The organism is Paenibacillus marchantiophytorum (assembly GCF_014640555.1).
Classification (GTDB): domain Bacteria; phylum Bacillota; class Bacilli; order Paenibacillales; family NBRC-103111; genus Paenibacillus_E; species Paenibacillus_E marchantiophytorum.
Map to the genome: position 1 here is coordinate 173,342 of NZ_BMHE01000003.1, position 15,901 is coordinate 189,242.

7 protein-coding genes and 1 pseudogene are annotated in these 15,901 nt (G+C 47.8%); all 8 read right to left on the minus strand.

Annotated features, from left to right (window positions below):
• Positions 1 to 713 precede the first annotated feature (713 nt).
• Entirely contained in the window at positions 714 to 1,682 is a 969-nt protein-coding gene (locus IEY34_RS04710; protein ID WP_189008305.1) for an alpha/beta hydrolase, read from the minus strand.
• 730 nt (positions 1,683 to 2,412) lie between these two features.
• Entirely contained in the window at positions 2,413 to 4,167 is a 1,755-nt protein-coding gene (locus tag IEY34_RS04715; RefSeq protein ID WP_189008308.1) for a sensor histidine kinase, read from the minus strand.
• On the minus strand, positions 4,164 to 4,916 hold the full coding sequence (locus IEY34_RS04720) for a response regulator transcription factor (protein WP_189008311.1): 753 nt from the start codon (positions 4,914 to 4,916) through the stop codon (positions 4,164 to 4,166). Before IEY34_RS04720 ends, IEY34_RS04715 begins: the two co-directional genes overlap by 4 nt.
• Entirely contained in the window at positions 4,916 to 6,187 is a 1,272-nt protein-coding gene (locus tag IEY34_RS04725; protein ID WP_189008314.1) for an FAD-binding protein, read from the minus strand. The genes IEY34_RS04720 and IEY34_RS04725 overlap by 1 nt, the downstream gene beginning before the upstream one ends.
• Before the next feature lie 127 nt (positions 6,188 to 6,314).
• On the minus strand, positions 6,315 to 7,328 hold the full coding sequence (locus IEY34_RS04730; RefSeq protein WP_189008317.1) for an ABC transporter substrate-binding protein: 1,014 nt from the start codon (positions 7,326 to 7,328) through the stop codon (positions 6,315 to 6,317).
• 97 nt (positions 7,329 to 7,425) lie between these two features.
• Positions 7,426 to 9,264 (minus strand): AraC family transcriptional regulator, encoded by a 1,839-nt coding sequence (locus tag IEY34_RS04735; RefSeq protein WP_189008320.1) that lies wholly within the window; start codon positions 9,262 to 9,264, stop codon positions 7,426 to 7,428.
• Between the two features lie 649 nt (positions 9,265 to 9,913).
• A pseudogene (locus IEY34_RS38075) lies at positions 9,914 to 10,248 on the minus strand (transposase zinc-binding domain-containing protein); the annotation flags it as partial.
• Between the two features lie 118 nt (positions 10,249 to 10,366).
• Positions 10,367 to 15,889 carry a glycoside hydrolase family 99-like domain-containing protein gene (locus IEY34_RS04740; protein WP_189008324.1) on the minus strand — a complete coding sequence of 1,841 codons (5,523 nt, stop codon included), beginning with the start codon at positions 15,887 to 15,889 and terminating at the stop codon, positions 10,367 to 10,369.
• Between the last annotated feature and the right edge of the window lie 12 nt (positions 15,890 to 15,901).

Sequence of the window (15,901 nt, forward strand, 5' to 3'; positions counted from 1 at the left end):
ATTTTCCTACAATCGCGGCTTGACGTTCCCTTATCTCCGCGCGATTTCAAAGCTAGAGGATCTCATTCTGCCAAATAGCTTGTTTATACCTCCAAACCAGCAGCAATTGGAACAAACAAGTACGTTCACAGCTACCTTGTTCTCATCGCACCGCATCTCGTCTCGTATCATCGCATCTTATTACAACTCTTCTCTTTTCTTCTCAACACATCGCACCGCATCGAACCCCTCCATCGTGATGGGGCCGCCTACAACCCAAGCCTGGAGACTGGCGTCAATCTCCAACATTTAAATTCTGGGCCAGCTTCACTCACCCCAACCCAAAAACATGTCTCTTAGACCTTCGTCGATGGTTGACTTGACATACGTCCTCAGACAAGACACGGCTCCACTCTTCCGTTTCTCAGCATGAACACGTCGTGCAGAAACACTCCTTTGCACCAAAAAGGCACCACCTTAAGATCGTGGCACCCTTCACATGCGAGCAGTGCCGATTCTCATCAAAGAAAAATTCGGTGTAGGATGTCCTGTTTCATACTCTACATGTACCAAAAAACTAAAAAGGGAGAATCCCTTAAATCCACCGAAAAAACTTATACTTTCTATTATTCAAAGTAAAAACCCTGCCCACAAACGAGAATTCAATCGTTTGTGGGCAGGATTTTATTCTGGCTGTATGGCCGGTCCAATCACATTTCGTTGACGCCAATGGTCTATTTTTTGGCCAAGGCCAATATTTCATCTGCTACGAGATCAGGGCGGTATTGATGGATATAATGTTCCGTATCCTTGACCACTAGCTGCTTCCCTTGCAAGGACCAGGAAGTAAATTCCGCCTCGTATTTGTTCCAAACGTCATTGGTAACCCCTAAGTAATCCGATGTCAGTATGGTAAGTGGGAATGGGAATGGCTTTTTGTTATCCAATACGACCTTCGCATTAACCTTGAATTGCTGCAGCTCGTCCGCTATATTGGCATTTTCAAGCTTCAGCAATGAGGCTGTCAGGTCAATCCCTTTCAGTTCCTCTGGCACGAACTTCAAGTCGTTACGAATTGAACGCGAGCTAGCGACAACACTGTCAGATTGAAAAAGCAACCGAATCACGCCTGTTTTTATGAGCAGCTTTTTCATAAAGCCGTCGCTTACTGGATCCGTGTCGTTGTAATAATATTCGGGACTTCCGCTATCCAGCATCACGATGCCTTTTACTTCGCCCGGGTATTTCTGCGCAAACCGCAGCGTTTCAAGGGAACCTAGAGAATGCCCCACGAATAGATATGGCGGCTTCTGGCCGGATAGCTGCAGTACTTCGTGTATTTCGTTCGTGATCGTATCGATGTCGCGCTTCTTGTCCGTCGTATCACTGTACCCATATCCGAACCGATCATAGACGGCGAATTTAACATGTGGCATAAGCTTCTCATATAAAGGAGAGAAATCAACATACGGATTGGCTGTACCCCAACCAGATGCGAATACTACCGTAACATCCCCTTGACCGCCGGAATATAAATGCATGTTTTTCCCATCCACTTTGTACAATTTTCCGCTAGGGGTATATGATTTGAGATCCTTTCGGACGCTCACCTGCTCATATATCGCACCTGATCCCAGTAGAACAAGAATAGCTGCCAACCCGACAACAACAGTCTTCCATAATCTTCTAAGCCATTTATTCATCTCTCACACTCCCTTGTAGTCCCTTAAGTATACATGCCCAATCTTACGCAAGAAAAAACAGTATCTTAATTCCAGCTTAATTATTTATGATGTGACAACGATAACTGAAATAGTGGCTTTCCAAACAGTCATTGAACTGTGAGGCATGCCCCCTGACGAACTCAATAACCCTTATTTAATCAAAATGGGTCATTTGAAAAATCTAATGAATTCCCAATGCCTTATTTCAAGCAAATGATCACCATTCCGCCTGAAAACTAGTCGATAACACCAATACAATTCATTAGATCGCACAAACTAGTCAATTTCTCGTCTATAAGCATCATGCGGTTCATTAGATTGACAGATTAATGATGCGGAGGGCTCGGTGGGCGGGGGCCGAAACGGCGACGGTTCGGCAGCGCAGGGGCAGGCCTAGGGACTCAGTTGGAGCTAAGCTCGGCAGTGCGGGAGTAGGCCTAGGAACTCAGTTGGAGCTCAACTCGGCAGTGCGGGAGTAGGCCTAGTGGACTCAGTTGGAGCTCAACTCGGCAGCGCGGGCAGTAAGGCCTAGGGGACCAAGGCTCGAGCTCGGCTCGGGCTTGGTTCGGGCTTGGTTCGGACTAGCGCTTGCCCCTAACGTGGCGATGACGACACATACAAAAGAGCTAAGCAGACGCTTAGCTCTTTTCAATCATCATTTGAAGATGTCCCTCCTACCATGCTTATCTGCTGCTGTCCTCACTTGCGGCTATCCGTTCCATATCAACAAAATAATGGTTCCTTGACCAGGTTGGGTCTCAACAGAAATCCGTCCACCCATGGCTTCAATCAGTCCCTTGGATATAGCCATGCCGAGACCGGAGCCGTTGGACGTGGACGCCGTATCCGTACCGCGGTAATAACGCTCGAACAGCCGGCTCAATGTAGTTTCATCCATGCCATCGCCATCGTCGGCGAATCGAATAGTAAAGCTGCGGTCTTCACTCGCCAAGAGCGAGACAGTCAAAATCGTATCAGGCGGGTTATGCAGCAGCGAATTAGCCGTTAAATTATTGACGACGCGTTCCAGCCAAGGGGTGTACATTCGAACCATGACATCGGTTTGCGCAGCATGAAATACAATTCGCTGCTTCCCGTAAGCAGGATCAGCAGCAGCCAGCACAAGCGTTTGCTGGAGCCAAGCGTTCAATTCAACCTCCGTAGTCTCTGGAGGAAGGATTCCTGTCTTCAGTCGGTACGTCATAGCCAGATCGTTGATCAAATTATCCATATGGCCCGATTTGTCCAGCATGAGCGCTGAGAACTTGCGTACCTCCTCCTGCGACCAGTCATAGGAAGGCTCAACCAGCAAATGGGCATAGCCCGTTATCGAAGACAACGGTGTTTTCAAATCATGCGTAATGCCTGCAAGCCATTCCTCCCGCATGCTCTCCGACTGCTCTCGCATAGCTTGATCTTTCTGCAATGTAGCAGATAATTTGGCGATAGAAACCATCATGTCGGCATAAACACGGTACCTCCGCCGCCATTTGCCAGCAGGTGTTCGGCTGCGCTGAAATCCACGCCGATCAACAGGCTCTTGATACACGGCATTGCCGATGGAGTCAAGCCATACCAGCATGTGGAGCATCGGTGCCCCAAAGCGATGGGCCTGCCATAATGAGAGCAGTACAAACAAGACCACTAAGACGGTAAACATGACAGCTAAACCAAGGAAGACAACCTGATACTCCTCCGGAATCCAGGGTTTTGTGCCTGAATCCGAATCTACTCCTTTATTCGGCTCTCCTACCAACCATGTGCGTCCCGTCTGCTCGTCGTATAATGTTCTCATATGAAAGCCGTATCGTTCGCTATATAATGTGCGAAGCGCCATCTCCTGAACGGTATATTGCGATGGTACCCCATTAGGTTTGTTATAGGAGGCCAGTTCCAAACCTTCCGGATCAAGCAATTGGAAATAAGCATGAGCTGCTTTGATTTCCCCAGCTATGGCATCAGGCAGCACAAACTGTTTATCCGCAACTGGGAATGTTCCCTCGCTCACCTGCTTTAATAACGGATCTAATAGATTAGGGGCTCCATACACCAGCGTATACAGCCTTCCATTCTTCTGTTGAATCAACAGCGCCAGTTGATAGGGAAATGGCTTGACTCCTGTCCAGTAGGCTACCAACTCGCCTGGTCTATAATGCTTGGGCACGTCATTTGGTGTATAATAGCTGCTTTCTTCATCACCGTTCTCATCTAGACTCTGCAACCAGCCTTTATTTTGCTTCACTTGTTCCAGCAAGTTAGGCGCAAACCGAATCCCCTCTTTTTCAAGCACAGAGGATTCTACCAGCCTTTCCAATCCTACACTGGCAAAATCACGCGTGACGCTGATTTCGACAAAGCGCTGCTTCATCCAGTAGAGTGTTATCCCGGCAATCAGCAGGACGACCATACCCGCGACAGTAAGTTGGAAAACGAACTTTAATGTTAACCTGCGTTTGATTTTCATGGAGTGGCTGGTTCCTGCTGCTCATTTTTCACAAGTTTATAGCCTAGTCCTCTGACGTTAATGAGGTACTTAGGATTGGACGGATCTGCTTCGATACGCTCTCTTGCACGGTGAATATGCACCATCACGGTATTATCATCACTGAGAGCTTCTTCGCCCCAAACTTTCTCATATAATTCGCTTTTGCTGAAAATGCGATTAGGGTTCTTGCATAGGTAAAGCAGCAATTGGAACACAAGTGCCGGACAGGATACGGCCTGACCCTCTACGACCAGTTCCCCTGCTAGCTCATCTAGCTTAAATCGACCGTAATCAAAAACGTTTGCGGATCTTTGACCGGGTACTTCTGACCGTTTTTCTGCCGCTAGTCCTTTCAAGCCATAATATCGCCGCAATTGCGCCCGTATGCGGGCAACGACTTCAAGCGGATTAAAAGGTTTGGTTATATAATCGTCACCGCCAATAACAAAACCGGTCAGCTTGTCCAAATCGGACGATCGCGCAGTCAGGAACAAAATGGGTGCATCTGTCGTTTGCTTAATAAATGGACACACCTCAATGCCGCTGCGCCCAGGCAGCATCACATCCAAGACGATTAAATCATATTTCTGGGCTTCACACGCGGCAACTGCCATTTCACCAGTTTTCGCTGTATCCAAATGCAGGAAGCCCTCCTTGCGCAATACCGTCTGTAAGAGTTCCAAAATCGATTGCTCATCATCAACAAGCAAAATCCGTGCATCATTCATTATCTTTCATTTCCCATCACATATGTATCTAAAAAGTCATTGCGAAACTTACCTTGCGGATCACAACGCAGAAGCAGCTTGTGAAAGTCTGGCAGCTTCTCATAGCGTAATTGTACCTGAGCGGGCGGCATGGTAAACAGCTTCCCCCAATGTGGACGTGCTTGGAAAGGCGCAAGCTCCTTTTCGATCATCGGCAGCACTTGCCGGACGGCTTCCCAGTTCGGTTTCCAAGTAAAATGTATAGCAATTGACTCCTGATTGTAACAGGGACTCATCCATAAGTTGTCTGCTGCAATGGTACGAACCTCAGAGACATAAAGCAGCGGCGCAATATGTTCCCGAATGCGATCAAGCGCGCACAAGGCAGCATAGGCATCGCTTCGCGGCACGAAGTACTCACTTTGGAGTTCCTCACCAGCACTCGGGGTGAAGTCCATGCGAAAGTGCGGCAATCGTTCATGCCAAGGCCCCGGTACACCCAACTGTTGACTGCAATTCTCAGCCGTATGTCCAGGTACCGGATGCCGCGGCGAGTCGGCAAGTCTCGCGCCGAAAAATTCAGGTTCAACTTGATCAGAAGTCTGATTAACCAGTTGACGCTTCAGCCAGACTTGATTGAAATTAGCCATCTTCCAATCGGTGAACAGACTGACACTGTAGCCACTGGAGAAAATTTCATCGAAGTGTTCTTCAAGCTGTGCCAGAGGCAGGTTGTCGTAAACATGCTGGCTCATCTGAAAATCCGGAATTACATCCAGTGTGATTTTCGTGACTACGCCCAATGCTCCAAGCCCAACGACTGCGCCTAAGAAATCTCCGTCCTGCTGCCCACGAGAGAACACATTTATGCTCCCATCAGCTTGGACAATCTCCATAGCAGCTACTGCGGTAGCCAAATTGCCATTCCGATCACCTGAACCATGCGTTGCCGTTGCGCATGCACCTGCGACGGTAATATGCGGCAGCGACGCCAAATTGTGAAGCGCATAGCCCTCATTGTGAAGATATTGACCGAGCTCTCCGTATCTTATTCCGCCCTCTACCGTTACTGTATGGTTCGCGCGATCTAAGGCGATGACTTGGTTCAAATTCTGAAGGGAGAGAAGCCCCTCCGCACAGTCGGCGATGCTATTAAAAGAGTGCCTCGTGCCCAGCACCTTGATTTGTTTGCTGCGAGCTACTAATTCTTGTACTTGTTCCACGTTTGCTGGAACATGAAGTTGAGTAGCGCTATACGTGTAATTCCCAGCCCAATTCCGATTATTCTCCATATCTTCGCACTCCTTTCAAAGCTGTTATTCGTTGATTTTATCATATCTTTGCAAGCTAGGTAACGCGAACAGCGCTAACCCACCCTACATAAAGGAATGTGTTAACGCTGTTTGCACGGAAATAATCTTAAGAGCCGCTCTTAACGAGCATATCTGTGATCAAATCCGCTTGGCCAAGTATGGAGATCGGATCGTAATATAGGTACGTATTATAGTCCAAGATATGCACTTTATTGTTCTTCACAGCGGGCAGCGTCTTCCAGACGGGACTATCCAGAACAGCTTTCACCTGCTCTTCCGTTGTGCCGGCATTCATGCAGATGAAAATATGATCCGTATTAGCATAAGTTGGCAGTGTTTCCATCGAGATTTCGACTAGCTGCTTACCGCTGTCAATGGCTTGCTTTTGTACAAAATCAGGCACCTTCAGCTTCAACATATTATAGATGACTTCGCCGCCTCGCCCATAATTATCACCGAGCAGCGAAATCTTTTTCTCGCGGACATTGATAATGACAGCCGATTCGCCTTCTTTGACCGAAGCTTTAATCTTCTCGCGGCTCTCCTTAGCTTTCTGCTCATATTTAGCCAACCAATCTGCGGCTTCCTTTTGTCGACCGAAGGTATCGCCGAGCAGCTTCATTTCTTCTCTGACATTTTTATAAGCGGTATAAGGAATAAATACGGTTGGAGCGATTTTAGCAAACTTATCGTAATTCTCTTCCGAGAATCCGTTGATGACAATCAAATCGGGGTCCATGGACGTCACTTTTTCCAAAGAAGCAGGAGAACCAATATCCGCCATTTTCGCTTCTTGCTCCTTCAGGAACGGGCTGCCCATCCACCATTCCTTGCTGGCGCCGATAGGCGTAATGCCTAGTGCGGCCAATGTCCCATGATAATAAGCAGCTACGACACGCTTGGGGGCAGCCGGAATTGTCACATCTCCCTTCGCAGTTTTCGCTGCATATGTTTTCGGCTGTGAAGCCGTCGCTTCTGCTTGCGCAGTTGCCGCAGGGGTTGTTGTTGCTTGCGAGCCTGTCTTGGTTGAGCTTGTTGTATCTGTACCGTTGCCGCAAGCGCTCAAAACGAGCAGCAAAGCTGTCATCCCTGCGGATAACCATGTTTTCTTGACGATCATGCTGTGTATCTCTCCCTTTGATAATGATAATAGTTCTCACCGGAATCATAACAATCTGTTCCTCCTGCCGTCCATACACATTCATGACGATTATTCCCTACAATTGTGATGAAAGCCGCTCAATCATTTCCTGCAATTGAAGCTTTAAGGAAAGCGGGTCGAAGCTATAGAAGACATCACGATTGACTTCATAGACCTGATTTTTGCGAACGGCTGCTAATTTCTTCCAGTTCGGATGCGCTTTGAAGGATTCCCCGCTTTCCAGCCAATTAGATTCATAATTAATTAGGAAAACATGATCGGCGGAGTACTCGCCTAGTTCAGACAGCGATATGCAGCGGTTCAGCAGCTTCGCATCGATAATCTGCTCCTTGACGATTGGCGGTGGAGACAGTTGCAACCCTTGATAGAGCATGGGCCCGCCCATGCTTCTCAAATCACCGTAAATATATATTTTGCCGGATACAATTTTCATGATGATAAAGGTATCCTGTGCAGATAGATGACATCCTAGCTGCTCTCTAGCCGCTGCAAGTTGCTGGTCGAACGCTTGCAGCCATACTTCCGCTTCCTGCTGCTTGCCCACAACATCCGCAATGAAGCGGAGCTGGGCTCGCCAATCCATATTTTCCATATCGACCGACGCGACTGGGCCTAAACTGCGTATCCAATTCATATCCTGCTTATGGATATTACAGAAAATAAGATCAGGTTGCAGCTCCGTGACCGTTTCTGCGCTTTGCTCGTCCAAGCCCTCAATCGGCTTGAACTCCGCCTGACTGAGCAAGCTCTGGTAATGCTCCGACATCCACGGGTTCATGATACCAACACGCGGAACGACACCCAAGGTAAGCAAGCTTGATGTCATGCAAGCATCCAGCGACACATATTTCTTGGGCTGCAGCAGGTATGCGCTAGGTGAAACACCGACTAATTGTTTAAATTTCCGGCTGAAATAATATTGACTTTGAAAGCCTACTTCCTCGGCAATTTCTTGCAGATTGAATTTGGAGAGCAGCAGCAGCTCCCGCGATTTCTCAATGCGAAGATGCAGCAAATAGTCGATAAAGCTCATGCCTTTCTCTTTTTTGAACAATCGGGAGAAATGTTCCGGGCTAATGCCAAGCTGCTCAGCGATCTGATCGCGTGTCAAATCATCCCGATAATGCTGATCGATGAGGGAAACCGCATGTGTAATGACATTGTGCGTTTCCAGTGGTCGCTCTTCACTTGTATTGCGAACAATCCGATCCATCATTGTATAAAATAATAGTTGCCGCTTGAACATTCCTTGCGGTTGTCCACTCACTTGCATCGCATCCAATTCTTTGGATACCTGCAGCGCCCAATATGGCGTTTGCAGTTGAATCGGCTCTTGAAACAAACGCTGCATCTTATGCGGAAGATAGGCGACCCGATCTGCAGTTGTGCTGCTTCGCTGCACCACATCGAAGGCAATCCTATCAAGCTGCAGCAGGCTGCTGCTCGTATTGACGACATGCATCCCGCTGCCGGAAGGAGCATATACAACCATCCCGTACCTGAGTACGACCTTCTTCCCATCCATGAACAACTCGCCAGTTCCCTCACGAACGAGCAGCAGCATATCCACTTCTGTCACATTCCATTCCTTCTGAGCGAAAGGTTCGTAGCTCAACTGCTTCGTATCCAATAAGACAAATACGGGGATATCCTGACGCACCTCAGCCAAATGACTGACTTCACTTTCCACTGATCCAACCTTCTGCCCAGCTTGCCACTGACCTTGTTCCTTCAATGCCTGACGCACCTCGGCTGCTTCTTCGTCCGTTAGCTTGCCCAGATGCTTTACGACACGGTGCTTATTTTTTCCAGTATCATCTTTATAGGTGCTGACAATTTTATAATAGAGATAGGACTTTCCATTTCTTGTAAAACTACTTTTCTTTAAAAACATGAGGGTTCTTCCTCCATTATTTTGGTGACTATGTTGGGTACTATACTTATTATACGAGGTCTTCCTGCAATAAGAAAAGCGCCTTTTCATCCCTAAGAGATGAGCGTCTTCAGAACGATTTTCTACCATATAGCCGATCCTAGTTCCCTTTGGGCTTTGCAATGACAGAGTGCGTCGTGTGAAAAGGAACTATGATCCGCTAAATGGCGAGAATTGGGGTAAACGTAGCATGAAAGGGAACTGAGATCCGCTATTTAAGCGGAACCTGCTGATTCCAACCGGGAAATGGTGCAATAACGGATCGTAGTTCCCTTTGGCGTGGAATATAGCGGTTTTCAGAATTATAGCGTACTGTAGTTCCCTCTAACTTGCTATCATGACACATTTTGCTAGTATCGCGGCTTCACGTTCTCTTACCTCCGCACGATTGCAAAGCTAGAGGATCTCATTCTGCCAAATAGCTTGTTTATACCTCCACACCAGCAGCAATTCGAACACATAAGTACGTTCACAGTTAACTTGTTTTCATTGCATCGCATCCCATCTCATCGAACCACTCCATCGTGCTGGGGTAGCCTACAACCCAAGCCTGGAGACTCGCGTCAATCTCCAACATTTAAATTCTGGGCAAGCTTCACTCCCCCCAACCCAACAACATGTCTCTTAAACCTTCGTCGACGGTCAAGATAACCTGTCGATGGTTGACTGGACATACGTCCCCAGACAAGACCCGGCTCCTCTCTTCCGTTTCTCCGCATGAACACATCGTGCAGAAAAGTCACTGGCACCGACAGGACATCACCTTAAGATCATGGCACCCTTCACATGCGAGCAGCTTAAACTCTTATTCGGGTCTCCACAATCTCGAAATGTCCGGATTTCTTTCAGCACTACGGGACGTATCTTTTTGCCATGCTTGCTTTTAAAGGCTTCCCAGTGCCGATTCTCATCAAAGAACATTCGGTGTAGGATGTCCTGTTTCATATTCGAAATGGACCCAAAAACTAAAAAGGTAGAACCCCTTAAATCCACGCAAAATCTATACTTTATTATTCTAAAAAAGACGCTCTTCCCCCGAAAGAGAAGATGCGTCTACGTTTACTTAATTCGGATCTCTATTCCCTTTAAAATAAGCCCAATCTGTTTGTATGCCCACAAGAAGTACAGGTTGAATGGAACTTCCAATCACGAAGCTCCCAGCTTGCGTGCCGATGGAAATCGGCGAGTCTTTCGCCAAGGTTCCCGTAAATCCATTCAATTGGCTTTTTTTCATAATCCCCTCTGTCAGCACTCTTCCCGACTTCCCAGGTATAATCCGCTCCAGCGTGATGCCTACAAAGCTCTCAGCAGAATCACCGGCGCTCATGAGCCGCAGCGTGTTAGTGTCCGTATCATAACGCACGGCCGCAAATCGGGGAATGCCCACCGCTGTATGATTTTGCAAGGTTAACTGCTTATCTGGCACCTGTGGATAGTATTCCGTCCCTGTGACGTTATACTCCGCCGTTCTTCCTGATGCTCCCAGAACGCTATTCATTTGCGCCACAATATAGGCATTGGACTGATTCGTATAATTCTCATTAAATAGGATTGTTTTGGTTGTTCCATCTTCAAAGGTCACTTGCAGTGTTTGGTTCAAGTACGTGCAATCCCCCAGCCTTCTGCCAAGCGTATTAGTAACATCAATATTGGCGTTTAGACCTACTTTGATCCCGGAAATATCCCAATACCCGTATAAATAACCGCTCAGCCCACCGCCTCCGTCCCGGGTTTCATACGACCCCAGAAGAGCAGGCACAGCACTGCCGCTGACCCTTACACTGGAACTGCTGCCAGTCGACTTGCTGAATATGGCCAGCGCTCTTCCCCGGTGCTCATCCGAATAGCCAATAGGCGTGCTGTTGTTCAAAGTAACCCGATAATCCGCATGGTTGGCATATTGATTTTCCGGCTTTTGGGTAATCCACGGCAAATCATCTTGAACCATATACGTGCCTATAATCTCCGTGTTATTGAAGATAACCTCATCTCGGGTCCCGCTGCCTAACGACTCGATCATAATTGGCTTCAAAGTTTCCGTAGAAACTATCCTACTGTTGTTGATGACATTGATCTGAGGTTTGGTGAAATCCTCCCGATTATGCACATACCAGCCATCAGCTTTGGATACAAAAGTACTGCCATACACGATTTCCGTTACGCCGCTGGCGGAGCCATAACCCCAAGCGTGGGAACCAACCCCGCTGATCCCTCCCCATACTTTAGCCGGATCTAAGTCGTCCGGTGGCGTAATTCCCGGATGCGCAGCCACCCAGCTCTTTCGATAATCGACTGCTTCCAGATTGCCGTAATGTTCGATATGAGCATTTTTCACGATATGGATCGCATCCTTATTATTGCCATTGTCTTCGCTGTGAATCGGATAACGCATGTTTTTGGCGGTGACTGTGAGATTCTCCAGATTGGCTGTCGCCTTCAACCATAGTGTCGATTGATTGGTAATTTCACTGTTCGTGGCCGAGGCCGCATTCTCTCCCTTCAGGATAACTTGATCCCTGTCGGTTCCTCGCAGCGTGGTAAATGGCTTCACCACCCAATTTTTCTCCGTATATACGCCTGGATAGATTTGAATGACATACGGCTTCGCAGATCTGCTATCCTGGATGCTGTCATTAGCTAGTTTAGGAGAAAGGAAATCGCCGGTTCCGTCAGGCTTAACGGTCAAAGTAACCGTTTCATGAACGCCTTCCCGAACGGTGACAGAGGAAGCAGCCGTTTTCCCGCCATTCACGGTTGTAACCGTGATTTGAGCGATTCCCTCTTTTTTCCCATAAACAGCACCATTCACGTCTACGATGGCCACTTCTGGATTGCTCGAGCTCCAAATGACTGATCTTTCCACCGCATTTAGTGGCAGTATTGCCGCCTTTAGCCTTGTGATCGTTCCAGGATTCATCTCTATCGCCGTTTTATTCAAACTGACCCCCGACACTTTAGCTGGAATTGGATCATTGGCATACGTCACTGGACGGATCTCCACGTCATCCAAATAATAGCTGTCTGCGGTTGCCGGAAAATCCGTATAGATATACATCGTCAAATTCGTAATATTACCGGTTTCATTAAGCTTAAAATACCCTTCAGCCTTTTTCCAGGTGGAGGCATCCATGGCTGGCCCCGTAACCATGACCACTTGTTTGGTTTCTCCGTTCACTTTGTACTGCAGGCAAATTCGGAGCTTCTCCCCCGCTGTGGAGCCGGCAGCCAGCTTGCCCCAAGCCGAGTAATAGTATTCTTTGCCATTCTCTACGCCGGGGAAAAGTATTTTCCCATATGCATAATCCTTGGTGATTTTCACAGACTGATGACCGGAATGAGACTCCGTGGTGCTTAGCTCCATGGCGACTCTTTCGCCGGAGTAGGCAAGCGTGCTCATTTCCATCCCCGGGTCTGTCAACAGATTATCTCCTGTCAGTTTGAAGGGGCCTGAAACATACAAGGTTTCCGCAAGCGCATCCCATGCTATGTTGTATCCAAACAATTCTTTGAGCGCATCAGATGAAACAAGCACATCATAGCTGGACGCTACAGGAAAATGCTGCAAAGTTACAGCCGTATTTCCTTTATAAGCGGTAAGCTGATCTGGTACGACCCGAATAACGCTGCCATTCTTGACAGCAAGGATGGCGCCTGTATCATCCCGTTCTGTGGGAATCCCTTCCTTCGCCAGAACTTCGGCCAGCGGCAGCATGACGCTGCCGTCCCTCATTTCCAGCGGTGTTACCGTTTTCATGGTTTGCCCATTCAGGTACATTTTCACACCCGTTAGGGGAACGTTGATGATTCCGATCTGGTCAATGCTGAAATCACCTGTCGTTGTCAGGGGATCGAACCGGATGGCTTCAATGCTTCCCGTCCATTTCTTATTGCTCCACATGGGAACATAATAGTCCGTGTAACCGCTGTCATTTGGTTTTATAAATAAACCAATTCCTTTGGCTTCATTCCATGTTTTATCGGTTTCCGTAATGAAATAAATCTGCCCGGCTGTATCACTGGAGCTATTTTTCATGCGGATATGGATATACGGATTGTCTTCTGCGGATAGGCCCAAGCCAGCCGGCGAATGGATGCCTGGATCACTGCCTGTCGATGTACCGGAATAGTGGCCTCCCGCAACGCTCACATGATACACTTGCTTCGCAACCGTCCAGCCCTGACTGTCCCCAGCGGTGTTAAAATCCCACAACTTGCTGTAAATTATCGGGCTGGTCTCCGTAATCGGCGGAACTTCTACCGTTTTGGGAGGCACAATCCGCCCCTCGGTATACAAGCCACGGAGTCTTTCCTTCTGCGCCTCAGTAGGCATCGCATCCGAATGTTCTCCGCCTTCCGTAAACACGTTACGAACCGCATTCAAGTAATTGAAACCGCTAAGTCCAGCTGGCATAATAAAATGACCTTCTCCATACTCATTCCAGTTGTCCAAGAGAACCATCTTCCGGCCCACGCTATTTGCTGGCAAAGATGGCACAAAAGTGTCCTTCACCCATTGCCCTGTTGACTGAAACTCGGCTGGCGATGCATAATATCCCGCAGGACCATCCCAGGCGCGATCGTCCCTGCCCATGCTGACAACGGGAACGACATCCATGGAACCAGCATCTCTTTGCTGCTCGAGCTTTGTCTTCTGCAATTCTTCCTTGCCTGCATAAGCTCCCCATGAGTAGGAAAACATCGCATCCAGTCCCGCTTCGGTCTTCATTTCTTCGATAACAGCAGGGTCAGCGCTTGAATTGGAGATCAAAATAATGACATCATCGAAGCCGGCATCTCTGCATGCCTGTCTTAAATATTCCACTTCAGCTTTAACTCCCGCAGCCGTGCCGCCAAAATTCCGCTTCAAACCGGAATAACTGAAAATGCCAATAACAGGCTTATTGTCGATGACGACATATCTGGGATCTTTGAAGTAATATTCCATCCAATACGGCACGACATTGTTCCGGAAATCAGCGCTCCCGCTAACTTTGGACGAAGAAGCCTCCCACATGATCATAAAATCAGCTTTATTGCTGTATTTGGCATTAAAATAACCATCATGAAGCGCCGCTCCCAAGCGAGGCTCCTTGATCGGCTTCCCTTCCGTGCCTGTTGGTCTGTACCAGCAATACATCTGGAAGTCAATGCCATGCTCAGCCATCCATTTGATTTCCCAATCGGCGACCTCCGGGTTGCCTTCATCATAGAATCCAAGATAGGGCACCCTTTCTGGATACGGATTGATCCGATCCCAACCAAGATGCTGCCCCTCTCTCCATAAGGAACAAGCCTGAGTCCCTACTAATTCGCCATCCGAAGGCACCGGAACAGGTGCGGGCACATAATCCTGAGGCTCTGCCGCCTCGTGATACAGGAGAATATCATCCAAGGACATACTCCCTTTATTGGCGCCTTCGATTGAAAAATCAACACGGTTAACTGGGCTTAATGGGACATCGATTTGCTCTACTTTCAATTTGCCGTTCAAATAAAGATCTGCTTTGCCTGTCTCTGTATTCAGTTTAAGCTTCACATGATACCACAGGTTAGGAATATAGTCGTAAAAACCCACCGTTTGACCGCTTGTGTTTTTATAAGCGAATTTGCCGTCTTTGGTAAGCCACTGGAAGACTGTTGTGTTTTCATTTTTTAGCGCTGCTGAGAAATCGTCCGTTTTGACTGGAATAAATATTTTATACTCAAAAATCAGATTTCCATTCTGAGCAGGGATAGATTTCTCTATACGCATAGCCGAGGCAGCTTGGGCTGCGTTCATTTTCAGACTAAACACATCCGGCGGCTTGGCATTATCCATCTTCTCCACGGCGATCACACCGCCGTTCGTCTGTGACTGCCAATCCGCAGGCAAGGGACCTTGAACCGTTGAAAGAAACCTTTCATTAATGGCATACCCCTTGTGAATTTTTACCGGAGCGAAAAACAGCTCTCCCGTCGTAACATCACCTGTAGTAACGAGAAAGTTATCTAGCAATGCCACATCATGAGTAAAGTTCTTCGCCGATGCTTTCAATAAACCGTTTACATAAACCTGAACTTTTTTGGTGTCCAGATTAACGATCGCTTTGACCCCATATTCCGTGTTCGCATTGATCGTTTGGAGGTTGTAGCTGGCATCGCTGGATTCAAGAACTAGATTGCCATTCTTCACCTCGAGGCTAACCCCTTCGGTGACTCCGCTTCGAAGCTGCCATTTTACGCCGTTTACGACAGCTGGCATCTTAAAGCGGTACTCCAGAGTAAGGGTCCCGCTAGCCTGGGAGCGGATTTTTTTATTCATGGAAACGGGAAGCACATCACTGGTATCACTGATTTTGAACCAATTGTTGAAGCTGTAGGAAATGGAGCCCCCCGCTCTTTTCACATCCCAACCACTGGGTACAATGTCCGTAGGCTCATAGGAAGTGGCAAGGTTAGAAAAATCTTCATCCAAGATATATTCCGCTTTGTCCGGAGAAGCTGTCGGATCGGCATAAACCGTGGAAGCTTCCCAAGGATTTACGATTAACGTGGACAACATACATACCAACATAAGGATCGCTATGTACCTGCGCCTTGGCCCCATATCACCTGCCCC

Bases quoted from the DNA above. Each gene is read 5' to 3' on its own strand.
- IEY34_RS04710 (WP_189008305.1), bottom strand. From the start codon at position 1,682: ATGAATAAATGGCTTAGAAGATTATGGAAGACTGTTGTTGTCGGGTTG.
- IEY34_RS04715 (WP_189008308.1), bottom strand. From the start codon at position 4,167: ATGAAAATCAAACGCAGGTTAACATTAAAGTTCGTTTTCCAACTTACT.
- IEY34_RS04720 (WP_189008311.1), bottom strand. From the start codon at position 4,916: ATGAATGATGCACGGATTTTGCTTGTTGATGATGAGCAATCGATTTTG.
- IEY34_RS04725 (WP_189008314.1), bottom strand. From the start codon at position 6,187: ATGGAGAATAATCGGAATTGGGCTGGGAATTACACGTATAGCGCTACT.
- IEY34_RS04730 (WP_189008317.1), bottom strand. From the start codon at position 7,328: ATGATCGTCAAGAAAACATGGTTATCCGCAGGGATGACAGCTTTGCTG.
- IEY34_RS04735 (WP_189008320.1), bottom strand. From the start codon at position 9,264: ATGTTTTTAAAGAAAAGTAGTTTTACAAGAAATGGAAAGTCCTATCTC.
- IEY34_RS04740 (WP_189008324.1), bottom strand. From the start codon at position 15,889: ATGGGGCCAAGGCGCAGGTACATAGCGATCCTTATGTTGGTATGTATG.